Origin of the sequence: Thermoanaerobacter sp. A7A (assembly GCF_000445185.1) — a bacterium.
Lineage (GTDB): Bacteria > Bacillota > Thermoanaerobacteria > Thermoanaerobacterales > Thermoanaerobacteraceae > Thermoanaerobacter.
Map to the genome: position 1 here is coordinate 1 of NZ_AVAF01000056.1, position 23,090 is coordinate 23,090.

Genomic DNA, 23,090 nt, shown 5'->3' on the forward strand with positions numbered 1-23,090 from the left:
AAAATGCCATTATAATTTGAAAATCTTTGGAGATTTAATTACTGGAAATGTAATAAAGACTATACTAAAATATAGTAGACATGCTATTTGTTTCATTGTATAATAGAAGATAAAAAGATGGTAAATTTTTCGCAAGAAAGGCCTGCAATATTATAATAAAAATCTTGCAACATTACAAAAAAATAATAATGAAAGGAGGAAAGTAAAAGATGATGATGGAAGAAAAAGAAAAAATATCAGTAGAAGAAAAGAAAAGTGAAGATCTTACCGCGGTAACATTTGAGGAACTTGAGATAATAGAAGAAATTTATACAGGGTCCCCTTCAGGAATACTCGGTTGTGTTTGCTGGAATTGAACATAGTCCGCATTGCAGGCCTTTTCTTGTTTTAATCTTGTTTAATGTATACTAAATTTTTCAAGCAGTAATATATCTCTTGTTATTTGGTATTATTTGGCGATTTTAATGTAGTTTATTTGCTGTAGCCTATATGGAGACCGCGATATTACAACTGAGCATGGTATTTATATTAGGAGGTAGTAAATGTGGAGACAGTGATTATCGATAATTATCTATTATTGTCAGATGGCGAAAATGTAGTAGTATATGATATTACTACAAGGAGCATATATAAATCTCGTGACAGTTTGGACAAAATCAAACAAAAGATTAAAACAAAAAACTATATAAGGACAGAATCTCACAATGTTAGATTGCCGAAAAAAATGAAAGAAGATAATGAGGATAATAGTTTTTTATTATTTGTAGGGATTGCTTCAGCAGAAACTTGCAATTTAGCCTGTAGGTATTGCTATGCAAATGCGGGAACATATAACAACATAAATAAAGTTATAATGAGTTTTGAAGATTATAAGTTATTATTCGAAAAAATATTAAAAATTTTTCCAAAGGGAGTTGTTGGTTATACATTTTTCGGTGGCGAACCCATGTTGGGGTTTAAGGAAATTGTTAAATTTGTTGAATATGTAACAACTATCTCGAAAAAGAATAAGAATATAATTGAACCTCGTTTTGCAATAGTAACAAACGGTACACTTATTGATCAATATGCATATGAAATATTTGAGAGATATCATTTTGCTGTTACTATCAGTTTAGATGGTCCTAAAGAAATTAATGATAAGATGCGTATCTTTCGCAATGGGCATAGAAGTGTTTTTGAAACTGTGAAACACAATCTTGAAAAATGTTCAATACACCGAACTCATTTATTGGTTGCAGAAGCAACATTAAGTGAATTTTTTTCAAAAGTTACAAACAAGGTTATGCAAGAGAATATTTTGATACATTTGTAAATTTAGGATTTGATTCATTTTTTCCATACTATGCAGAAACGACGGAAACTAATAATGTAGTAACAAATGATGCTAATTTACGTTATGGTATAAAACAATTTTATTATGATTTAGTTGATTATTCATTTGAATTGTTATTGGATGATATTAAATTTAAACTAATTCCAAATCCTATTGCTGCAACGGTTATTAATATTATGACTGGCAGGGAAACAAATGTATGTCCTGCTGGGAAACGAAGCATATTTTATACTGCTTCAGGTGATGTTTATCCTTGTCAACTGTATTACACAGCGAAATATAAAAAGTTAGGTAATATATCTGATGAGAACGAATTGAAGATAAACATCAATTCTTACAAGCTTATTTCTAGAAATGAGATAAACGAGTGCGCAAATTGCTTTGCCAAATCTTTTTGTAGTTTTTGGTGTCCAGGTTCTTCCTATCTGTTTTCTAACAGTGAGTATACAGTTAATAAAGTTCGCTGCTTAATCGAAAGGTCTATTGCTGAAAGAATAATTTACAATCTTGCGCTAATATTTGAAAATGAGTCGAAAAAGAGGAAATTTATACAAAATTTGAGCAGATATTCACAGTTATATTCACCGAAAAATCTGTGGGGGGTAGACTCATGACATGGATTTACACATGAAAGGCTTTTACAAAATTATAGATGATCTTTCTGTAGTAGAACAGGAAGGTCTTTTTAAAGAATCTTTTTATTTACTCGGTAGCGAAAGTAAAAATTCCTATATTAAAGTTCCGATAGAATTGGTAGATTATTGCAAGGATATAATAGATAAACTTGATGGTAACCATTCAATTAATGAAATAACAGGTATGTTGCTGCAAAAATATGGAAAAGATATTGACGTTTTTGCATTTGTCAAAAAATTATCTGAAGCGGGATTAATAGAAGGATTTGACAAGCAAATAGATGCTGAAATGGACATATTAGGACTGACGTTGATAAGAAAGGATTTTAATTCATTTAATAAAATTTATAAGATTTTTTGTGCTTTATCAAATCTTGTTTATTCTATATTCAAATATTATAAAATAGTATTATTTATAATATTTTCCGAAATAATATACATATTTTTTTATGTGTCCTCTGATATATTTACACTGAGAAGAATTTTTATAGAAATTGATGCTACTATGTTAAATTCTGTGGTCATATGGTTATTAACTGGATTAAGTTTTTTCCTGCATGAATTAGGTCATGCGGCGGCTGCAGTAGCTAATAATATAACAATCAAAACATTTTCATTTGGTCTACACATGGGTTTAATACCTATGTTTTATTTCACATATTATAACTTAAAATCTGCACCTCCTAAAGTCAAATTAAGAGTGACGGTTGCGGGTATTTACGCTAATCTTATATGTGTCGGAGTCTGTTTGTTATTATTAAATTTTTTTGTTGTAGCGCAATATGTTCGTGAAATTCTAAAAATACTTATCGTACTAAATACTTATATGATAGCTGTTAATTTGCTTCCATTTAGGTTATCTGATGGTTACTATATTTTAACATTATTTCTCAATAAATATGATTTGAGAATAACCTTAATAAAGTTTTTGACATCTCCTAAGAGTATCAGCAATATAAATCCGAGAGAAAGAAAAATAATAATATCCTACGCAATTTTTTCTAGTGCAATATTTATACTAACTATTTATTCCCTTTGTACTTTTGTATCAAATTGTTTTCTTTCAGGCAATTATATATGTGGTATATTGGTTACAATAGTATTTAGTTCTACTATTATTTTAACTATTAAAAATATCATATCAAAGTCAAAAAGGGGGAAAAAGTATTGATTTTTGCACTTGTTACTAGCAGAATAAAAAACAAATTTGAACGAAAAAGAAACATAACGATTATGATAGCAGTTATGCTTGTATGTGTGATAATATCATCAACTGGAATGATATACAGTAATGCACGACGTACTATAATAGAACAATATTGGGCTAAAAATGGCAGTGCTGACCTTATAATTTTTGGAAATAAAGACAAGTTATCGTCGATAGACCTGCAGGGTTTTAAATACGAACCTATTTGGATTAATACTTCAGGGGAACTAATTGAACATGGCAAATTTAAGCAATACGGGGCTGTTGGCTATGCTTATATTGAAAAAGTAAATAAACTTTATTCATTAGAACTTGCTGATACTATTGAGAAAAATACAGCTATTATTACATCGAATCTTGCTAAAGAACTAGACGTAAAAAAGGATGAAATTATTTCTATCAATAATGCAAGGTATAAAGTAGCGAAAATAATAAACTCGATAGATATATTTGGCAAAAGTGAAGATATAGTTATTGTTAATGGTGTCCCATATAGCCTTAATATTGATACTATGGTTTTATTTGTTAACTGTGACCACAATGCAGAAAAAATAAATAATTTAATAAATTACCTTGAAGCCAAAGAAATAAATTATGTCGACAGGTACAAGAATATAAAACCAATAATGGATGACTTTGCTAATTTGTTAAGTAGCATTTACCTTCTATTTAGTGTCATTGCTTTGGTTGGAGGTGTTTTAGTTTATAATACATACTCAATTAATGTGAGAAAGAGGTTGGAATACTGGGGAATCCTAAGGACACTTGGCTTAAAAAAAAGCAAAGCAATTATTACTATGGTTGTTGAAATATGTTTTTATTCTATTTTAGGAATATTGTTTGGAGTAGCGATTGGCACAGGCATAGGATTGCTTATATGTATTTTAACTAATACAAATATCTATTTTTATATTCCAGAAAATAGTTTTATAATTGCTGCAATTACAATAAGTTTGGTTGCACCTATTATATCAGTGTTACTATCGAGTAGAAAGCTATTTAAAAAATCACCTATTGAAATGCTTTTGGAGGCAAGGTCCTCTATGAATAAATATCCATCTAAAGAAATATCGACTATTAAAATTGTTATAGGTATTCTCCTTATTTTGCTGTCTACTATAGACCTGTCATCGGTGGTAAATCTTGATAAAAATACATTTGTATTGGTGTATAGTTTACAAATTCTTTTTGGTTTAGTGGGTACAATCTTTCTTTTAGTGCCTTTTATCAAGTTGATAGTGAAGTTTTTAATGGAGAGAGAAAATCCTTCTTTAAGACTTGCTTGTATTAACATCAAAACTAATTTAGAAGGTCTTAAAGGTATTATTGTGGCAATTTCATTAACAGTTGTTATACTTTATACAATAGTTGGAGTTTCAACTAATTTTAAAGATTGGGCAGTTAATATGGCTGATAGACAGTTGAACTTTGATTTTCAAATTGTATATGGTAATAATTCTTTAGATGTCAATAATGCTAAAGACTTTATCGCCAAAGAAAACATAAAAGTAATTGGGCAAAATTATTTTGACATTGGAAATATAAACGGTCTAAAAGTATACATTTGTGCAATGACTGCCAAGGATTTCAATGCCATGTATAACGCTAATATTAGCGAAAATAGTATTTCAGGGAAAAATGTTGTACTGTCATCAATAGTTATGGAAAAGTTAAATATTAAACCTGGTGATAAGGTGAATTTGTCGCTAAATGGTATTGAAAAAAATGTTAGAGTTGCTGAAAAAGTAAATTTATTGGATAATTCATTGTTTGCTGTGTATGTGCCAAACGATTTATTCGATATTTCAAATTACAAAAATATTAGAGTATGCGGAAAACTTAATGTGCAAAATTCCATTCATGAGTTGAAATTAACGGCTTTTCATCGAAATTTGATTTTTTACTCTATGAACGATATTAAAACACAGTGGAAGGAAAATATCGTTAAGGGAATACAACCGATCGAATATATCATCGGTGCTATTATATTTGTATTGGTACTTTTACTAAGGAATACCATATTGATAAATGCAGAGGAAAAAAAGCAGAATTTTTTGATCTTAATAAGTATTGGTCTTAAAAGACAAAATATAAAGAAGATATTAGTGTATGAATATTTGATTACTGAACTATCAACGGTACTTGTATCAATTGTGGTAGGAACATTTGTAAGTCAAAAATTTGTTGAAATTAATTCTATAACAAGTGGGTTCCATGTGGATTATAAACCACCTGTTATTCAATTTGTTTTGATAGGCATTGCAGTATTAATATTTTCTTATATCTTTGCTTCAAGAGTGTTCGGGAAAATTGCAAGTGCCAATATTATAAATGAAATAAGATATTACTAAGGAGGTGTTTGTACGATGGTTAAATTAGTTAATGTTTCTAAAAGTTATGATGGTTATCTTGCTATAAACAATGTAAATCTCGAGATAAAAGAAGGAAGTTTTACTGGAATAATTGGGGAATCAGGTTCGGGAAAAAGCACATTGCTTTACTTGATAGGTGGATTAATAAAGCCGGATTGTGGAGGTATTTTTATAAATAATAAAAATATTGTAGACCTAAATGATGATGAAGTGAGCGAGTTTCGTTGTAATAATATTGGTTTTGTTTTTCAATTTTATAATTTAATACCTGGTATGACTGTAAGAGAAAACATAGAGTTACCTATTGTTATTAGTGCGAGAAATAATAATATTGGAAATTATATTAAAGTAAAAAAGGAAGAAGTAGAAAAACTAATTGATGATTTGGGACTATCTGAGTATATTGACAGAGACATAACAACGTTATCTGGAGGACAACAGCAAAGAGTTGCCATTGCCCGGGCACTAGTGAACAATCCAGTGGTTATTCTTGCGGATGAACCTACAGGCAATCTTGATTCTAAGAATTCCGAAAAAATTCTTGAATTATTCCATGAGATAAATTTAACCAAGAAAAAGACTATTATTATGGTAACGCATAGTGAGAAAATGCTTAAATATTGCGATAATATTATTATGTTGTCTGATGGGAGGATTGTAATATGATTTTATTAAATAATATCAATAAATTAGAAGGGAATTTTAAACATGGTAACTGTCGTATTCAATCTTTGTGGGATTTTTTGAAGTTACATGATATTTTTGTTAATCCTAATTTACTATATCTTCATTGCTTCGATATTTTAACTGCTTTATGTTATATACTTTACAAAAATTTAGAGTATTTGTTTTTAGTAGGGTTTACTGAAAATTTTGAAGAGACATTTTTTAAGAAAAATAATATAAGGTATCAAGTAACGAATGAGGTTAATTCGATGAATGACATGGTTACTTTTATAAAAAATGGAATTCCTTTGTATATATTATGTGACATAAATACGATTCTAACCCAAAAGATTCCCAAAGACGGTGTTCAAATTGGCGTTTGTAGCGGCTTGGTTGTCGTTGGTGTAGATTTTCCGGGGGAGGTTATTTGCAATCAAATGTTACCCAAGGCGAAAGGTGAATTTTTGTCAATTGATTACTCGGTTTTTTCTCGAGCCCGAACATTAACAATGTATCCTTCTTCACCTCAGAATAAGTGTATTTATCTTGAATTAGAGGAAAATCAAAATATTACTATATCAAAACAACTCAATGATGTGGACGTTTTGATAGAGAGATTATCTAGAATTTTTAGCAATGTATTGAATAATAATATACAAATGATTTCAAATGTTGGGGTTATAGGAATTTGTAATATAGATGCTTTTATTACTCTAAAAAGTGAATTAAAAAAACTTGGGGAGATTGACAATACTCCTGGTGTGGCTAGGGAAATAATTGATAAGGTTTTTGCTTCAAAAATGCTTATTTTAAGAAAATCAATGCTATCTGGAACTATAAGTTTTAACAGATATGAATTGGCGGATGCTTTATCTGCGCTTTACGAAATAACAAAAAATCCAAAATTAAAAAAAGCAAGTAATCTATTTCGAGAAAGTGGAAATAAACTGAGACAAATATCAAGGTTTTTATACATGGTAAGTAGTTATATTTACCAGAAAGAAGAATTTGTTAACGAAATAATAGATATACTTGATGAAGTATTGAATATTGAAATACAAGCCTCCGAAGAGCTTAGTAATTTGTGTTGTTATCACATTTAAACTATATTAAAATTAAAATATTTTAGATGATATAACTTCTTTGCTATAGTTGAATTATGTACTTGCTATAAAGAAGAGAAGAGATAATAGAAAAATAATTAGATTAGGTTTGATAGGCGTTTTTTTGCTTATTTATGTAGACCTTAACTGGAAATGTAAGAAAGACTATACTAAAATATAGTAGACAGAGTATAAATTTGGATATTATAATGGTAGCAGGAAAAGTTTAGTATAAAAGGATGGAGGTATATTATGGAAAATTTAAATGTTAACAAGAAAGAGAATGAAGTGATAAAAAGTGTTGTGTATTATCCTCTTAGGAAATACGCCAGTGAAAATTTGCAGTTTATTAACGCTTCCGTTGACGGATTTATTTCTGATTTAATATTGGTACTATCTTTCCTTTTCTTCATATTGATATTTAAGATTCCACTATTAAAATTGGGTTAAAAATATATAGGAGGCAGTGTTCATGTCTAAAAAAAGAATTATAAAAATTGTATTAGCAGTAATAATTGTCATGGGAGCTGCTTTTTTTCTCAGCTCTGTGATATTTTACAATCCATCATATTCATACTCAGAGGTATACAATAAATATTACAAAAACTTAAAAGATATCCATTTAGCCAAAGGATTGACTACTGAGCAAAAATTGGAAGATTTTGAATATCTATATAATGCATTACAGAAAAATTATCCATTCTTTGAGGTAGGTAAGAGAAAAACGGGGGTTGACTGGCTGTCTTGTAAAGAAGAGTTTGAAAAGAGAATTAGAGAAACAAAAAATAATATTGAATTTTACAATGAGATAAAAAGAATGGTAACGCTTTTACAAGTTGCTCATGCTCGTTTAGTAAGCCCAGAGCTTTTTGAAATGTTTAAGAAAGCTCTTGATATGCCTATTACCGATGGAAAAATGAAAGAATTAGATCCTTTTCAAAATCCTATAATTATAAAAGATTATGAATACTGGAAGCAAAATATTAAAGAAACAACGTATATTTTGCCAATAGCTTTTTCATATATCGAAGGAAAATACGTTGCTACACCATATAATAAGAATGAATTATTGGAGGAATATGGTATACCTGAAGGTTCAATTCTTTTAAAAGTGAATGAGCTAACAGCCGATGAATATGTAAAATCTTTGATGGATAAGACCTTTCTAAACTATGATTTCAAAAGAAATAAAATAGCAAAGTATAAACTTTACGTATTCGCTGATGCCTTAGGAGATACAATAAAACTCACTTTTTTAAGCCCTAAAGGGGAGGCAATAGAAAAAACTTTAAAGCCAGTTGAAGTAGTCATAAATCAGGGTGTGCTTGATAAAATGCCATTGGTAAAAAGTATATTGGTAAAAGACAAAGTAGCATATTTAAAGATACCATCAATGAAAATATCACTAAAAGATATTGAAGAAGATGGAAAAGAAATATATAGCTTTTTTAAAGAGATTAAAAACTACCCTTATTTAATAATTGACATAAGAGGAAATGGCGGAGGTAACTTAATGTACTGGGTGGAAAATATAGTACAGCCTCTAATAGATAAAAAAATTCCTTATAAAGCGTATACGGTGGTAAAAAATTATGATATTAAGTATACAAAAACACTTGATAAATTACCCAAAAATAGAAACTATCCTCCTGAACTGAAAGATGATTTTGGATATTTTGCTGAAATTTCATATACAGTGACTCCAAAAAATTACGTAGGATTTAAAGGCAAGATATATTTGCTCACTGATGCAGGGGTTTATTCTGCAGCAGAAAGCTTTGCTTCATTTGCTAAAGCTACTAAGTGGGCGACTGTCGTTGGTACGCCTACCTCAGGTGGACTTGGTTTCAATCCAGATTATCTTATACTTCCAAATAGCGGGCTTATAGTGAGATATCCTAATAACATGGCGTTAAACCCTGATGGTACGGCAAATGAAGAAGTAGGCACACAGCCTGATATTTATGTGGAAGACTCTTATAATGATTTTGTAAATTATCTTAGGGACAGAAAAAATATTGATGAAAATAATATTTTAGATATGGTGAAATATGACACAGTATTAAAGAAAGTTTTAGAGATGACAAGATAATGTACATGGGCGTAAGCCGTTGACAAACTTCGTGGCATTTACACACATAATGCCACTTTTTATTTTGCAACAGTTTGACGCCCATTTAAGTTATGTCCTTTTTACAGTAGCTTTATCAAGAAGAATTATTACGTCCTTTATCTTGCACAAGGTTGTTCCTTCATTCATTACTGAAGCAGAACTGCTTGCTACTGCCCACTTTAATGCTTCTTCCACTGAATCATTTCTTTTATAGACAAAACCTGCGAGGAAAGAGTCACCGGCTCCTACAGCACTTTTTACTTCTACTTCTATTGGTTCTATTTTGTATGTCTTTTTATCTACATAAGCAATAGCTCCATCTTTTCCAAGTGTAACAAGTACATCATTTATGCCGTATTTTTCACTTATTTCTTTTGCAGCAGAAGACACCTCGTCCTTTTTTAAATCCCTTCCTAATAATCTTGATAGCTCAAACAAATTAGGTTTTATACCAAAGGGATGCGCTTTTACAGCCTCTTTAAGATTATCTCCATCGGTATCAACATATACCCTAAGGCCCATATCATTACATATTTTTACAATATCAAAATACACTGATGAAGGTAAGCCTTCAGGCAAACTTCCGGAAGCGATCAAAGTATCTCCCTTTCTTGTTATAGCTTTTATCATGTCTATTATAAGGTCGTATTCTAAGCTTGTAAGGGGAGCACCTGGCAAGCTCATTCTATACTGGCCTTTTAGGGTTTTTATTATTACATTCATGCGTGTTTCCTTTTCAATTCTTATTGCCGAGTAAAGGACTCTTTCTTTTTCAAGAAGGAATTGTATCTGATTTCCATTGTTTCCTCCTAAAGGACATATGGCAATAGAATTGCCCCCAATTTCTTTTATAACTCTTGAGACATTAATTCCTTTTCCTGCCGCATAATCTTCAATTCTATATACTCTTATTGTATCTTCAGGTATAAGGTCATTGACATATAAGTATCTGTCTAAACATGGGTTTAATGTTAGTGTAAAAATCAAAATTATCTCCTCCTTGTGTATACTCTTTTTTCCATTATAAACTATTGGGAGATGAGTTACAAGGTATTATAGTTTGAGATACTATACGAAAGTATAGTGGATTTTATAGGAAGCGAGTGTTATAATTATAACGACTCTTTGGTTGATATTTTTAGCTCTTATATTTGGCTTGATGTATGAAAAGAAAAAAGCTAAATGAAGAGAAAAACGTAATATAAGAAGGGAGAAAAATTTTATGCGAGCAATAAATTTTTTAGGCAAAAATAACTGGTTATTTGCTGTTTTAACATTTATCATAAACATCATTTTTTATAAGGCATTGCCTGAGAATGTTGCTATTCAGTGGCACTTTGATGGTAGTATTTCAAATACTGTCTCTAAAATGACATTTGTTTTTATACTTCCTTTAATACAATTGTTATTTTATGGATATGTAAGGATCAAGACAAAAAGTATAGGGGAAACACTTTATACGTATTTATACGCTATTTTTGTTAATCTGCTTATGCTAATTGTAGATGTAATAATTCTTATAATAAATTTAAAAAGCGTTTTGAAAGGGTAATTGTAATTTTAACTTTTTGAAAACATTTTATAGTAAAATAAGTAAATAAAGGTGGATGGTACTAAAATGTCAAGAAGAATAATAAATTATTTTTATAAATGTGGTTATATTTTTCCAGTTATAACCTTTATTATAAATATTTTCACATATAAATATCTACCTGAAAGTATACCACTTCAAAGGGATGCTTTTGGAAATATAAATCATGCTGCATCTAAGTTGGAATTTATATTTTTTATACCTATATTGCAGTTGTTTTCTTATATTGCAATAAAATATCCCCAAGCAAAAGGGAAAAAGAAAATTTTTCATGGGATATATGATATTGCAGCGGGAGCTATCCTTTTATTTTTTGACATTTTTTGCTTTATATTTTCATACGAAAATAATGTCCTTTTTGATTATAATTTGTTAGAACCGTGAGAAAGGAAATAGATAAAGATATGTTAAAACTATGTTAAATTTTGCTATGGCTTGGAAATAAAAGAAGGATTTTAAGGAATTTTGTAGAATTTATAGTATTGTGTAAAAAATTTCTTGTCTAATAACTTCCAAATGGAGGAAATTTTATGGGATTAAAAATTAGAGAAGCTATTATTTCGGACTATGAGAATTTATTATTACTAGTGAAGGAAGTGCATGAGATTCATTATAAAGCTAGGCCAGATTATTACAAAGATACCGATATTCCACTGGACAAAGAAGATTTTATAAATAAGTTGTCTCACACAGAATATAAAATTATGGTTGCAGAAAATGAAAACGATGAGATAGCAGGGTATATAATTTATAAAATAAAAAAGATTGAAGAGCATCCGCTTCTTGTTGATAAAGTAGTAGTATATGTAGAAGATTTATGCGTGACAGGAAGATTTAAAAGAAAAGGTATTGGAAAGAAACTTTTAGAAAGTGCTATTGAATATGGGAAAGAAATTAATGCTTCTTCAATTGAATTGACTGTATGGGCTTTTAATGAAGAAGCAATAAAATTTTATGAATCCCTGTCTTTCAAGCCTCAAAGTATAAAAATGGAAATGATTTTATAATCTAAAAGGGGTGCTTTAAATGTTTTTTGTAATGGTACTTGTTGATGTAATTATAATATTTTCGTTCTTGTTTATAGCACTGAGAAAGGGTGATATACATATAAAAAACAAGATGTGGGTGTATTTTTTCATTTCTGGTTTTTTATTTCAAATAATATTTTTATTAAGAAAACACTGGGAAGTTTATCTTTTAAGTTTAAACACTTCATTGTGGTATGTACTTACAATTGTGCAGGCAGATAATGCTTTTTGGGAAGAATTAGCTAAATTATTAGCTGTATTGGTTGTAGTATACTTTCTTGATAAGAATATGATGGTACAATTTAAAGATTTAAAATGTTCTACAGCGATTTTTACATATACAGGGCTTGCTTATGGTATAGGCGAAGCGATGTCTTTAATGTTTTTGCTTTATAATCCTCAGTATGGTCAAATTTTTGGGATGCAGATTCCTGTAGGTTTAACTTTAGGCTTTGGTTATGTTTTAGAAAGGTTCTTTGCTATTTTAGCCCATGGAATTATGGGAGGCATAATAGGGATAGGCTTTAGCAGTTATGTTTTCAATAAGAAATTCATTATTCTTTTAATATATTTTATTATTGCAATGTTTTATCATATGTTTATTGATGGTTTTGTGATTCTGTGCCAATATCATCAACAATTTTATTCGTTTTTTAATTCAATGTTGTTTTTAATGTTGAGTATTTTATTAGGCTATGTTTTGCTTTATTTTCTTTATAAAAATGCTACTAAAGTGGAAAGGAGAGTCTAAGTATGTTTAAAAAATTTTTAATGGCAGTTATAATTTTTTCATTGTTTATTCTTGGAGGATGTTCACAGAGTGCAAAGCCTATGGATATTGACAGGATTCCTTGGGGAGGTTATCAGAGGCTTACCTATGACATTTTTGAAAATAACAAATTAATTGGCACAGCGGAATTTATAATTGAAAAGTCTCAAAGCACAAATACTTATGAGATGTCGTCTATCACAAAGATTGACTCAACACAACTGAATACCGGTACTACAGTTAAATCTGATACTTTAATGCCCGTAAGTTCTTATTATAGTGTAATGTCACCACAAGGGGATATAAAGATAGAGACTATCTACAAGGATAAGTGGAATATTAAAGCTGAAACTTCCAAAGGGGAGCAGAATCTAACTGTTAAACTTCCTAAATACTATTATGACAATGACTCTCTTCTTATGATTATGAGAGCATATCCCTTTCAAGTAGGAGCAGAGTTTACTATATATGATGCTATAGCTTCAACTGCTCAGATAGTGCCTATTACAAATAAAGTTGTATCTAAAGAGAAAGTGACAGTTCCGTATGGAGAAGCAGAATGCTTTAAAGTTGAATTAAAGGCAGGAGCAGCTAAGCAGTATATCTGGTATTCAGATGATGAAAATAGGCTTTTGTATCAATATGACAATGGAAAACTTGTGTATAAGCTTAAAAAGGTTGAAAATAACAAATAAAATGTTTTTGAACAGATTCTTTATAATGGTTTTGGAATCGGTATGTTTTTACTTTTTGCAAACTATATATTTGAAAGGATGAGTTAAAGTGAGGTGAGATCTTGGTAGAAGATATAAAGTCTAATGAAATACTTTTTTCTTATAAAAAGTGCTTGGAAATAGGGCTTACAAAATCGATAGATGCTCCATTAATATCTTTAGGAGAAAAGGAATTGAAAAGGAAATTACAAGAGAATAAAAAACTCATAAAAGTTTTTAGAAAATGTGTTAATAAGGTACGTGCACAATTGAAAAATAGATATATTTTCTTGGTGATAGATAGTGAAGGATATCTTTTAGATATTTTATACAACAAAAAAATATACAAGGATATTACTGACTTAGGCATTAGGAGAGGAACCTCTTTTAAGGAGGAAAGCTGTGGGACAAATGCCATTTCATTGGCTATGAAATTAAAGCAGCTAATTTACTTAAAGCCGGAAGAGCATTATTGTGATATTTTCAAACAATGGTACTGTATAGCCATGCCTCTTTATATTGATAATGATATAGTAGGCTATTTAGATATATCAACAATAAAACATAATATGGCAGATGAAATGATAGGATTTATAGATTTATTAGTATATAAAATTGTCAACGAATATAAAAGAGAAATGGATTTAGAATCACAAGAAGAACTTGAAAAATTGACAGATAAACAGATTGAAATAATAAAAAAGTGTGCAAAAGGATACACAGAATTAGCCATATCGATGGAACTCGGACTAAAACCATCTACGGTAAAGTATCATAAAAAAGAAATTATTAAAAAATTGCGAGTAAAAAACTTTCAACAGGCGATTGCAAAGGCTATTAAGCTTAATTTAATAGATTAAATTTGGACTATACTTTTGTATAGTTTTTTTATTTTTTCGCCAAAACTATACAAAGATATAGTAGACATTGGAAAAAATGGATTGTAAAATTAAAAATGAAGGAAAAAGCACACGTACTTAAGGCATTAAAAAATTTTCTTCGAATTAAAGTAGGGTTTGAATTTAAAGGTATGCCAAGGAGTAAATTTAAAGGAAAAGGAGGTGTAAGGAGTAATGTTATTTGTATTTGCTGGAGGAAATAAAAAGGCTGGCTGCATAAGTGTAGGTGTAGTTTTTTGTGTAAACATAGGTTATAACTATAACAACTGGAGCATTTAATTGTTTAGGTGGTAGTCAGAAAATAAATATTAAATTACCTCATTGGCATGCTCCCCAAAAAGGGGAGCGTGCGTCCATAAATAAAAATGGAGGTTTTAGAAAATGCAAAGAAGTAATTATGCTATAGGAATAGTAGCTATACTAATTATAACACTTCTTTTAACAATAGGTGCATTAATGAAAAACTCTTTAACTCTTTTAGCTTTCATATTATTAACTATTGTTGGCCCTTTAGTGACAGTTGCTATAATATCATTTATTAATGGATTATTAAATCCGACAAGATTAATCAAGGTGGTAGGATTTAATATTATTATTGTTTTGGCAATAGAAATAATTATGTTGATTTTTACTCCAGCTTTTTCTTCAAAAGAGTTTATTGATAGATTAAATTCAATGTCTCAGAATTCGGCAGTTCAGATACATATTAGTGAAACCGGTAATGTAATAGCTGGACTGTTTGTATTTATAATAATTGCTGCTTTGTTTAGTTTTATTGGCAGCAAAATTGGTAATTTTATTAAAAAATCTTATGAAAAAAAAGGAGAGTAATGATGTCTTCTTCTGGTGGTGTAGAAGTTATTATTTTTTTACAGAACAGATGTATAAAATTTTTTGAAGAAAAAGGTGCTGATTCTTGCGAAAAAGCTTTAGCATTCAATGAAATTGAATACACCCAAAATGCTATTGTTAAACTTTTGCTAAAGCCTTTGGTTCCCTTTGTTATTAGAAAGTTATTAAAATATGGAGTTTTAAATAGGTGTCCAAACGGGAAATATTTCTTAGATAGAGAGGCTGCTTATAAATTTAAAAGAAGTTTTAAAAGATTTTTGCCATTTTGATTTGGATAATGTTAGAAGAGGAGGAAATAAATATGAGAGTTAAAGTAGTACCTTATCCAACTACGATTCTTTTTAATATTGAAGGGATAGATATTATTGGTAATTACAAAACTGGTTCTATGGTTGGACTTAGTGATAAAGGGTTTCATTTTATAAGAAAAGCATTAAATGGCGAGTCTATTCTCATGGAAGATCTTGATGCGGATGATATTGAGTTATTGAAGGCTTTGTTTAAATATGAAATAGTTCATGATGATTCAATTCATATAGAAGGCAAAAATGAAATAGATAGTGCGTATTTACATATTACTAACAAGTGTAATTTACATTGTATAGGCTGTTACTCAAGAGATAACGCGAGGAATAAAGAGGAAGGCCTTTCACTAGAGATAATAAATCATATAATTGAAGAATTAAAAAAGTATTCGTTAAAAAATTTAATTATCTCTGGTGGAGAGCCATTTTTAAGAAATGACTTAGATGAAATTGTTAAATATGCAAAAGAAGAAATAATGGTAGAAAAAGTTGTTATTATTACAAATGGTACTATTATAAAAGAAAGCGTATTATACAATATCAAACCATATGTTGATTATATCGCCGTTTCAATTGATGGTTTCAATGAAGAAAATGCTGCTTATTTAAGAGATTCCGGTATTTTTAACAAGGTGATACAGACAATTAAACTCATAAAATCATCAGGGATATCAGTGAATATTTTGCCGACCTTGCATAAGAAAAATATTTATCATATTGAGGAATATATTAAACTGGCAAAAAGTCTCAATGTCTCTGTGAGTTTTAGTCTTTTAACGTGTAATTTTAATAATTTAAAAGAATGTGAAGATTTTGTTCCTTCTACGAGTGAATTAGTATATCTTGGTGAATATTTGTCAGATAAAATTGGGAAGAATGATATTTCGGTGGAAAATATAAGCGTAGAAGTAAAGAGATCATGTGAGGCAGGGAAAAAATTAATCAGTATTGCTGCAAATGGAGATGTTTATCCTTGTCATATGTTGCATGTGGGAGAATTTTCTTTTGGTAACATTGTAAATACATCCCTAGAAGAAATATTGAATTCTTCTAATGCCAGAAAATTTAGAAATTTGCATGTTGATGATTTTAAAGAATGTAAAAATTGTAAGTATAGATATTTATGTGGTGGTGGATGTAGGGCAAATGCATTTTATTCTTTTTATAATATTTTTGGAAAGGATAGTTATTGCAGCATGTATACAGAATATTATAAATATGTGGTGAATATGCTTAAAAGTTTAAAGAGGGAAAAGAATAAAATAGTATAGAGGGGAAAAGGCAGTGACAGATAATATAGTTTCAGTTAAAAATTTGTGTAAAGGTTTTGCTAAGAATGTAATAATTTTTGAAAATTTGAGCATAGAAATTCCAAAGAATAAAATAATAGGGTTGATTGGACCAAATGGTTCCGGAAAAACTACCTTTATAAAATTGCTCTCAGGGATGATTCTTCCAGATAGAGGTGAAATACTAGTAGATGGATTGAATGTTCAAAAAGAATTTTTGGCAGTAAAAAGAATAATAAGTATTATGCCTGATACAAATAGAAGTCTGTATTGGAATTTATCTGGCTATAAAAACATAGAGTATTTTGCTATCCTAAAAGGTCTTTATAATAAAAGAGAAAGGAATAAAATTATAGAAGAACTTATATCAGAATTGAATATGGAAAGTTTTGTATTTAAGAAAGTGGAATCATATTCAAAAGGTATGAAACAAAGATTGATGTTTTTAATAGCGTTATTAGGTAATCCTAAGTTGCTTTTATTAGATGAGCCATTAAATGGATTAGATTTTGAAAATAGTTTGCTTATAAAAGATATTATTTTAAAATTTGTTAAAAAAGGGTTAAGTGTTATAATTTCAAGTCATGATAAATATTTTTTAGAGGAAATTTGTGATATTAAATATATAATTAAAGATAAAAAACTTGTAATCGCGTCTTCTACTAATTTTGTTAGCAAGGAATTAAGAGTATATTTTAAAATACTAGATTATACCATAGGAGAATCATTAAAAAAATACTGTTATGAGGTTATTGATAATGAAAAAGGTATTTACTCAATACAAATTAAAATGAATGATTATGATTTCTTGTATCTGGCTGCGGAAGCTGTAAAGAATAAAAAAGTAGAAATCTTATCTATAGTTCCTAAGGAGGATAAATAGTGTCATACATAAATAAAATGAGTGTTCTTTTTATTGCTGAAATAAAAAAATTAATAAATTTATTAAAAAATTATCCATTAGATATTATAGGAAATACTGTTTCATTTATAATAGCAATTACAGCAATTATTTTTGGGGTTTATAAATTTAATAATGTTGATAATATTGAAAATTTAATTATATATCCCTTATTATTGGCCTTAATAGGAACACCAAGTAGCTCATTGAGAGAGGATATAGAAATTGGAACTTTTGAGCAGGTGTTTAATAGTAATTATACCATTGCTGAAATTTTAATTTGCAGATCGTTAATAAGCTTTATAACTTCTTTTTTCCCAATGACTATTATTTTAATTTTGGTGAGGATTTTTATAAATACTAATACTTTTTTATCACCTTTCACTATTTTACTTACCTTACTTAATGGAATAAGTATAGGGATGATACTTGTTGGGTTAACAATGATGTATAGAAAGGTAGGATCTTTGTTGAATTTAGTATATTTATTAAGTTTGATTGAATTTGTTATTCCATCTAAATATATTTCTTCGGGTAGGTGTATTTTTGAAGCCCTTATTCCGTTTAGCAGTGTGATACTAATGGGTATGAGTACAAATATTACCTTTACAACTCTTTTCATTGCTATCTTTAACACTTTATTTTGGAGTTTTTTAGGGTACATTTTATATAAAAGTATGTATAATTACGCAAGAAAAAGCGGTAAATTGGGTAGATATTGATTTGGGAGGCAAGACAGGATGGAGATACTCAGTGTAGAAAATTTAACAAAAAAGTATGGTAAAAAAGTTGTACTGTGTAATGTTAGTATAAAAGTTTCAAAAGGTGAAATTGTAGGATTAGTAGGACCAAACGGTGCAGGAAAGACAACATTTATTAAATGCATCACTGGATTATTAAGGCCTGAAGAAGGTAGTATAAAGCTGTTTGGCTATGATCTATTTCAAAATTATGGTAGAGTGATAAAGGATATTGGTCTACTTTTAGAACCTGCCTTTTACGATTATTTGACTGCCTTAGAAAATTTAAAAATTTTAATGATAGCAAGTAATAACTATAATCTCAAAAAAATTCAAGAGGTAATGGAATTTGTGGGTTTGTGGGAAGTAAGAAATAAATATGTAACTACGTTTTCCTTTGGAATGAAACAAAGATTGGGCTTGGCACAAGCATTAATGAGTGACCCTCAATTTTTAATTCTCGATGAGCCAACGATAGGACTTGATCCAATTGGTGTTAATGAACTTAAAGAAAAACTTGTTTATTTAAGTAAAAATAAGGGAGTAAGTATTTTGTTTTCAAGCCATCAATTGCCAGATGTAGAGGAAATATGTGATAAAGTAATTTTGCTAAGAGAAGGAGTTGTATTGTATGATGGTGTTCCTAAAGAAGCTGTAAAACAAAAAGAATACTATATAATTTTATCTAATAAAAAGTTTGATAAAAATACTTTTGAACATGAAATTATGAATAATTATCTTGATTTAAGAGACAATGTTTTAATTGTAAGAAAACAGGAAATTTTAAATAACATATTAAAAAAACTTTATGATCAAAATATTGATATTTTAGACATTGATATCAAAAAAGCAGGTTTATTAGAATTATTTTACATAGAGGGGCAGTGAAAGCAATGGAGAGATTTTATTATATAGAATTATATAAATTATTCAAGAGAAAAGATGTTTTTTGGTCGTTATTGATATCTGTTTTTTTGCCTCTGCTTTTTGGATTACTTGCAAAAACGGGAAGTGATATATTAACGATAAGGGGAGAGAAATTTTCTGCCATCCAATATGCTATTATGATGTTTGGGTTCTTAAAAACCCTGTTTTTCTTTTGTTTTATATTTATTATATTTACATCTTCAACATTTGCAGGTGAATTGGAAAAGGGTAACTTAAGTTTGCTGCTTGTTAGGTCAGAAAACAGGGTAAAAATAATATTGTCAAAGGTGCTTGCTCTCCTCACTGTTCTGATGGTTTTTATCTTTTTCGTTATTCTTTCCGGTATAATCAGTTATTATATTTTCCTTTATAATATAAAATTTGCAACCAATGAGTTTTTAGGAAAAGAGTATTTAAGATTTTTGTATATGCCTCTTCTTTCAATATTTGAAATTGCTTTGTTAATCATGATTACTATGTTGCTGTCGTTATTTTTTGGTGTTTATAAAACCAATCTTCTGTCCATAGGTTTAATAATTTTAATGAAAGTTCTAGAAAAAGTAGATAAGATAAAAGTATTTATTCCAACTTACTTGGCTGATATAAATGCATGGGGGAATATATATAAAACAGAACACGAGCTTTTAATAAAAGTCATGCAAAATGTTGGATTTCTTAGTATATATATCGCAATAGTTTTAATTGTGACATTGTGTTATTTTTCAAAAATGGAAATTAAGAACTAAAAAGGTAGGTTATATATAATGATTAAAGGGAAAATAAAGAAAACTTTAATAAACCCTCGAATGTTGCCTAATGAGTTTTGGGATTTATTAATTGTGCAAAGCGTAAAAATATCTGCTCTAATAGTAATTCCTATTGCTCTTCTTATTGCATTTTTATTTATAACTTCTATATTTTTAAATAGACCAATTATATTAGATATAAATAAAGTTACTTCTCTAAAAGATGTAATAATTTTTTTCTCTATTCCAGTAATATTTTTCTTGGGGGTACTACCAGTTTTATATGAGAGAGTGTATGAAAAGGAGTCCTTTTATAGCATTGGTTTGGTGTATGGAAGAAATAGAATTTATATTTTTTGGATATTAGTTTCGTTTGCAATTTTACTTGCTTCAATATTAACTATTTACCATATTGAACAAACTCTTTTTTTTATTTTGGTTTTACATAACTTTGCTGTAGCACTGTCAGAAGAAATTCTTGTAAGGGGTGTGATATTAACAGAACTCAAGAAAATTTTTAATGTTTATTCTTCTATAGTCATTGATGCTTTAATTTTTGCATTTGTATTTCATGCTAATGAAGATATAAAGATTAATTTATTTATTCGTTTTCCGCTTGGATTAATTTTAGCATTAATAGCAACACGAGTGAAAAGTATCCATCCTTGTGTATTGCTTCATTGGGCTTATAATGTGGCAGTAGTGTTAATATAAGGTTAAAGATTATTGTTGCATCCCTCAAGATTTTAAAGTGATAATAAAATCCAAATGCAATACGAAAATATTTTATGCATATTTTAAAGAGAAAAATCTTTAGATGCCAATTAGGCACCATATATCATCAAATTATTTCTAATATTTAACATAAATAAAAATTCTACAAAAATTTGTATAAAAAAGCACTGCGGGATTTAAGACTGGTTTAGCTGCTGCTTCTTTTGTTTAATTATGATTTGTTGATTATTGTTAAGTATTGGGAAAGGGGAGTAATAGTTAAATAATTTCTCCCCTTCCTCTTTTGAAAGGAGTGTTAAAAGAGCATGAAGGCAAAAGAACTGGAACTACTGCATCTTGTCTTTAAATATGTAAAGCCAAAAATAAAACTCTTTATTCTATCTTTTACTTTTTTAGTAGCGTTATCTTTGATTTCTCTTTTACCGCCTTATCTTACCAAACTTGCTTTCGATGAAGGGGTAATGAATAGAAATCTGAATTTATTGACCAAATATGTCTTAGTACTTACTGGGGTGTACATATTGAAGAGTCTTTTAAACTACTTAAGTTCGGTACTTTTTACACTTCTCAGTCAGAATACACTCTTTGACATAAAAAAAGATTTAACAAATCGCATTTTGAAACTACCACTAGAGTTTTTCTCAAACAGCGAAAGTGGATACATTGTTTCGAGGTTCAAAGAGGCTGATTCTTTGAGTTCATTGTTTTCTTTACAGAGTTTCAAGTTAATCCTTAGTATTTTTGAATTCATAGGTGCTATGGTGATTATGTTTTCTCTGAACGTGAGATTGACTCTGTTGTTGATTCTAGTAATACCCATTTTCTATTTAGTTTCGAGAACTTTTGAATCAGCCTTTGCCAAAGTTACTAGCGAAACAATGGAGAAAGGAGCTATTTTTCACGGAAAATTCCAACAATCCATAAGTGGAGCAGAAGAGATAAAAAGGATGGCTTTAGAGGAGAGAGAAGCACAGAATATAAATGAAATTAACAAGGAATACGTGAAATCATCTATAAAATACGGCATTTTGTTGTCGTTTGGCTCTGAAGCGATCATGCTTCTATCTTCTCTTGTAAGTGTTCTTTTGCTTTATTTGGGAGGACAGTCAGTTATTCAAGAAAGTATATCTATAGGGACTTATATGGCTTTTACCGGATATTTTGGAAAACTGTATGCACCTGTGGTTAATTGGAGCTTAAGCATGTATACTTTCAAACCAGCGTTTGTAGCGTTGGAAAGGATTAGAGATTTCTTTATGAAATATTCCGAAGAAGATGAAACGCTTGACAAGATAAAAATAGATAAAATAAATGAAATAGAAATGAAAAAAGTAAGATTCTGCTATCCTGATGGGAAGGAGTACGTTTTAAGAAATTTCAATTTGAAAGCAGAAAGAGGAGATAAAGTGCTTTTGAAAGGACCGAACGGAAGTGGGAAATCAACGGTAATAAGATTACTTTTGGGATTTTATGAAAATTACGAGGGGGAAATCTTGATAAATGGAGTGGAGTTGAACAAGCTATCAAAAAAATCCCTGAGGAGTCGAGTTTCAATAGTGTCACAGAAGATTTTCTTATTTAACGATACAATCGAAAACAATATAAAAATAATAAACAATGTCGATGATGAAAAATATGAAATAGTTTTAAGAAAATCGGGATTGAAAGCTTTTGTAGAGAGTTTACCTTTAAAAGATCAAACCTTGGTGGGAGAAAATGGTGTGAAACTCTCGGGCGGTGAGATACATAAACTAGCGATAGCTCGTGCTATGGTAAAATCCGATTCTGATGTCTTCATATTTGATGAAGCAACGGCACATTTGGATAAAGATACAAAAGAATTGATAAAAAAGTTTATAAAAGATGAATTGGATAACAAGATATGTATAATAATGGATCACTCTGATTATTTTGATGATGTGTGTAATAAAATTGTACATTTAATGGCAAATTATTATGATAGGAGTGAAAAGCATGAATAATATCTTAATTTATGAAATGGCTAACAAAGACACATATCTCTATGATAATAAAACTGGTCTTATTCTTAATATTGATAGCACTTTTTAATGGTACTAAATGAAATGTGAAAATGTAATCTGATAAAGATATGTTAAGTTTATGTTAAATTTTACTGTAGATTGGAAATAGAAGAAGGATTTT

At 29.2% G+C, this 23,090-nt stretch carries 25 protein-coding genes; 24 read left to right on the forward strand and 1 reads right to left on the reverse strand.

Going from position 1 to position 23,090, the window contains the following annotated elements; translation table 11 throughout:
• Window positions 1-209: 209 nt before the first annotated feature.
• The 9 genes from M663_RS15150 to M663_RS15155 all read left to right on the forward strand — a co-directional run bounded on the left by M663_RS15150 (window position 210) and on the right by M663_RS15155 (window position 9,411).
• Window positions 210-356 (forward strand): hypothetical protein, encoded by a 147-nt coding sequence (locus tag M663_RS15150; RefSeq protein WP_273702612.1) that lies wholly within the window; start codon window positions 210-212, stop codon window positions 354-356.
• Between the two features lie 188 nt (window positions 357-544).
• Window positions 545-1,315, forward strand: coding sequence for a radical SAM protein (locus M663_RS0103675; protein WP_029687956.1), 771 nt, complete (start codon window positions 545-547; stop codon window positions 1,313-1,315).
• Window positions 1,316-1,452: 137 nt separating this feature from the next.
• Entirely contained in the window at window positions 1,453-1,950 is a 498-nt protein-coding gene (locus tag M663_RS0103680; RefSeq protein ID WP_273702613.1) for an SPASM domain-containing protein, read from the forward strand.
• A 1-nt stretch (window position 1,951) separates the two neighbouring features.
• Window positions 1,952-3,142 (forward strand): site-2 protease family protein, encoded by a 1,191-nt coding sequence (locus M663_RS0103685; RefSeq protein WP_029687958.1) that lies wholly within the window; start codon window positions 1,952-1,954, stop codon window positions 3,140-3,142.
• Window positions 3,139-5,529 (forward strand): FtsX-like permease family protein, encoded by a 2,391-nt coding sequence (locus M663_RS0103690; protein WP_029687959.1) that lies wholly within the window; start codon window positions 3,139-3,141, stop codon window positions 5,527-5,529. Before M663_RS0103685 ends, M663_RS0103690 begins: the two co-directional genes overlap by 4 nt.
• 15 nt (window positions 5,530-5,544) lie before the next feature.
• A complete protein-coding gene (locus M663_RS0103695; RefSeq protein WP_029687960.1) occupies window positions 5,545-6,216 on the forward strand; it encodes an ABC transporter ATP-binding protein in 672 nt (223 codons plus the stop codon).
• The gene (locus M663_RS0103700; RefSeq protein WP_029687963.1) at window positions 6,213-7,319 is read left to right on the forward strand and encodes a hypothetical protein; all 1,107 of its coding nucleotides are present in this window, start codon (window positions 6,213-6,215) and stop codon (window positions 7,317-7,319) included. The genes M663_RS0103695 and M663_RS0103700 overlap by 4 nt, the downstream gene beginning before the upstream one ends.
• A gap of 252 nt (window positions 7,320-7,571) precedes the next feature.
• Entirely contained in the window at window positions 7,572-7,769 is a 198-nt protein-coding gene (locus M663_RS14510) for a hypothetical protein (RefSeq protein ID WP_042805096.1), read from the forward strand.
• 22 nt (window positions 7,770-7,791) lie between these two features.
• Window positions 7,792-9,411: a S41 family peptidase gene (locus tag M663_RS15155; protein WP_273702614.1), complete on the forward strand. Its 1,620-nt coding sequence runs from the start codon at window positions 7,792-7,794 to the stop codon at window positions 9,409-9,411.
• 90 nt (window positions 9,412-9,501) lie between these two features.
• Here the strand turns inward: M663_RS15155 and M663_RS0103715 are convergent, their stop codons facing one another.
• On the reverse strand, window positions 9,502-10,419 hold the full coding sequence (locus tag M663_RS0103715) for a 1-phosphofructokinase family hexose kinase (protein ID WP_029687965.1): 918 nt from the start codon (window positions 10,417-10,419) through the stop codon (window positions 9,502-9,504).
• Between the two features lie 235 nt (window positions 10,420-10,654).
• Here M663_RS0103715 and M663_RS0103720 point away from each other — a divergent pair, with 235 nt between their 5' ends.
• The 15 genes from M663_RS0103720 to M663_RS0103795 all read left to right on the forward strand — a co-directional run bounded on the left by M663_RS0103720 (window position 10,655) and on the right by M663_RS0103795 (window position 22,909).
• Window positions 10,655-10,984, forward strand: coding sequence for a DUF1648 domain-containing protein (locus M663_RS0103720; protein WP_029687966.1), 330 nt, complete (start codon window positions 10,655-10,657; stop codon window positions 10,982-10,984).
• Window positions 10,985-11,050: 66 nt separating this feature from the next.
• Window positions 11,051-11,407: a DUF1648 domain-containing protein gene (locus tag M663_RS14515; RefSeq protein ID WP_042805098.1), complete on the forward strand. Its 357-nt coding sequence runs from the start codon at window positions 11,051-11,053 to the stop codon at window positions 11,405-11,407.
• A gap of 146 nt (window positions 11,408-11,553) precedes the next feature.
• Window positions 11,554-12,030 carry a GNAT family N-acetyltransferase gene (locus M663_RS0103730; RefSeq protein WP_029687967.1) on the forward strand — a complete coding sequence of 159 codons (477 nt, stop codon included), beginning with the start codon at window positions 11,554-11,556 and terminating at the stop codon, window positions 12,028-12,030.
• A gap of 19 nt (window positions 12,031-12,049) precedes the next feature.
• Window positions 12,050-12,802: a hypothetical protein gene (locus M663_RS0103735; RefSeq protein WP_029687968.1), complete on the forward strand. Its 753-nt coding sequence runs from the start codon at window positions 12,050-12,052 to the stop codon at window positions 12,800-12,802.
• A gap of 2 nt (window positions 12,803-12,804) precedes the next feature.
• The gene (locus M663_RS0103740) at window positions 12,805-13,515 is read left to right on the forward strand and encodes a DUF3108 domain-containing protein (RefSeq protein WP_029687969.1); all 711 of its coding nucleotides are present in this window, start codon (window positions 12,805-12,807) and stop codon (window positions 13,513-13,515) included.
• 101 nt (window positions 13,516-13,616) lie between these two features.
• A complete protein-coding gene (locus M663_RS0103745; protein ID WP_029687970.1) occupies window positions 13,617-14,393 on the forward strand; it encodes a LuxR C-terminal-related transcriptional regulator in 777 nt (258 codons plus the stop codon).
• A 420-nt stretch (window positions 14,394-14,813) separates the two neighbouring features.
• On the forward strand, window positions 14,814-15,263 hold the full coding sequence (locus M663_RS0103755; protein WP_029687971.1) for a hypothetical protein: 450 nt from the start codon (window positions 14,814-14,816) through the stop codon (window positions 15,261-15,263).
• 2 nt (window positions 15,264-15,265) lie between these two features.
• Entirely contained in the window at window positions 15,266-15,553 is a 288-nt protein-coding gene (locus tag M663_RS0103760; protein WP_029687972.1) for a hypothetical protein, read from the forward strand.
• 32 nt (window positions 15,554-15,585) lie between these two features.
• Complete coding sequence (locus M663_RS0103765; RefSeq protein ID WP_029687973.1) at window positions 15,586-16,860, forward strand: radical SAM/SPASM domain-containing protein; 1,275 nt, start codon at window positions 15,586-15,588, stop codon at window positions 16,858-16,860.
• Between the two features lie 13 nt (window positions 16,861-16,873).
• Window positions 16,874-17,761 (forward strand): ABC transporter ATP-binding protein, encoded by an 888-nt coding sequence (locus tag M663_RS0103770; protein WP_273702615.1) that lies wholly within the window; start codon window positions 16,874-16,876, stop codon window positions 17,759-17,761.
• Window positions 17,761-18,501, forward strand: a complete 741-nt coding sequence (locus tag M663_RS0103775; RefSeq protein ID WP_029687975.1) for an ABC transporter permease — start codon at window positions 17,761-17,763, stop codon at window positions 18,499-18,501. The genes M663_RS0103770 and M663_RS0103775 overlap by 1 nt, the downstream gene beginning before the upstream one ends.
• An 18-nt stretch (window positions 18,502-18,519) precedes the next feature.
• Window positions 18,520-19,407 (forward strand): ABC transporter ATP-binding protein, encoded by an 888-nt coding sequence (locus M663_RS0103780; RefSeq protein WP_029687976.1) that lies wholly within the window; start codon window positions 18,520-18,522, stop codon window positions 19,405-19,407.
• A 5-nt stretch (window positions 19,408-19,412) separates the two neighbouring features.
• The gene (locus M663_RS0103785) at window positions 19,413-20,192 is read left to right on the forward strand and encodes an ABC transporter permease subunit (protein WP_273702616.1); all 780 of its coding nucleotides are present in this window, start codon (window positions 19,413-19,415) and stop codon (window positions 20,190-20,192) included.
• A gap of 18 nt (window positions 20,193-20,210) precedes the next feature.
• The gene (locus M663_RS0103790; protein WP_029687979.1) at window positions 20,211-20,906 is read left to right on the forward strand and encodes a type II CAAX endopeptidase family protein; all 696 of its coding nucleotides are present in this window, start codon (window positions 20,211-20,213) and stop codon (window positions 20,904-20,906) included.
• Between the two features lie 326 nt (window positions 20,907-21,232).
• Window positions 21,233-22,909, forward strand: a complete 1,677-nt coding sequence (locus M663_RS0103795) for an ABC transporter ATP-binding protein (protein WP_029687980.1) — start codon at window positions 21,233-21,235, stop codon at window positions 22,907-22,909.
• The last annotated feature ends 181 nt before the right edge of the window (window positions 22,910-23,090 follow it).

What these genes read in the sequence shown, in the direction of transcription:
- M663_RS14510 (WP_042805096.1), top strand. Translation starts at nt 7,572, where the DNA reads ATGGAAAATTTAAATGTTAACAAGAAAGAGAATGAAGTGATAAAAAGT.
- M663_RS15150 (WP_273702612.1), top strand. Translation starts at nt 210, where the DNA reads ATGATGATGGAAGAAAAAGAAAAAATATCAGTAGAAGAAAAGAAAAGT.
- M663_RS0103760 (WP_029687972.1), top strand. Translation starts at nt 15,266, where the DNA reads ATGTCTTCTTCTGGTGGTGTAGAAGTTATTATTTTTTTACAGAACAGA.
- M663_RS0103720 (WP_029687966.1), top strand. Translation starts at nt 10,655, where the DNA reads ATGCGAGCAATAAATTTTTTAGGCAAAAATAACTGGTTATTTGCTGTT.
- M663_RS0103755 (WP_029687971.1), top strand. Translation starts at nt 14,814, where the DNA reads ATGCAAAGAAGTAATTATGCTATAGGAATAGTAGCTATACTAATTATA.
- M663_RS0103735 (WP_029687968.1), top strand. Translation starts at nt 12,050, where the DNA reads ATGTTTTTTGTAATGGTACTTGTTGATGTAATTATAATATTTTCGTTC.
- M663_RS0103700 (WP_029687963.1), top strand. Translation starts at nt 6,213, where the DNA reads ATGATTTTATTAAATAATATCAATAAATTAGAAGGGAATTTTAAACAT.
- M663_RS0103765 (WP_029687973.1), top strand. Translation starts at nt 15,586, where the DNA reads ATGAGAGTTAAAGTAGTACCTTATCCAACTACGATTCTTTTTAATATT.
- M663_RS14515 (WP_042805098.1), top strand. Translation starts at nt 11,051, where the DNA reads ATGTCAAGAAGAATAATAAATTATTTTTATAAATGTGGTTATATTTTT.
- M663_RS0103780 (WP_029687976.1), top strand. Translation starts at nt 18,520, where the DNA reads ATGGAGATACTCAGTGTAGAAAATTTAACAAAAAAGTATGGTAAAAAA.
- M663_RS0103730 (WP_029687967.1), top strand. Translation starts at nt 11,554, where the DNA reads ATGGGATTAAAAATTAGAGAAGCTATTATTTCGGACTATGAGAATTTA.
- M663_RS15155 (WP_273702614.1), top strand. Translation starts at nt 7,792, where the DNA reads ATGTCTAAAAAAAGAATTATAAAAATTGTATTAGCAGTAATAATTGTC.
- M663_RS0103785 (WP_273702616.1), top strand. Translation starts at nt 19,413, where the DNA reads ATGGAGAGATTTTATTATATAGAATTATATAAATTATTCAAGAGAAAA.
- M663_RS0103790 (WP_029687979.1), top strand. Translation starts at nt 20,211, where the DNA reads ATGATTAAAGGGAAAATAAAGAAAACTTTAATAAACCCTCGAATGTTG.
- M663_RS0103740 (WP_029687969.1), top strand. Translation starts at nt 12,805, where the DNA reads ATGTTTAAAAAATTTTTAATGGCAGTTATAATTTTTTCATTGTTTATT.
- M663_RS0103695 (WP_029687960.1), top strand. Translation starts at nt 5,545, where the DNA reads ATGGTTAAATTAGTTAATGTTTCTAAAAGTTATGATGGTTATCTTGCT.
- M663_RS0103795 (WP_029687980.1), top strand. Translation starts at nt 21,233, where the DNA reads ATGAAGGCAAAAGAACTGGAACTACTGCATCTTGTCTTTAAATATGTA.
- M663_RS0103685 (WP_029687958.1), top strand. Translation starts at nt 1,952, where the DNA reads ATGGATTTACACATGAAAGGCTTTTACAAAATTATAGATGATCTTTCT.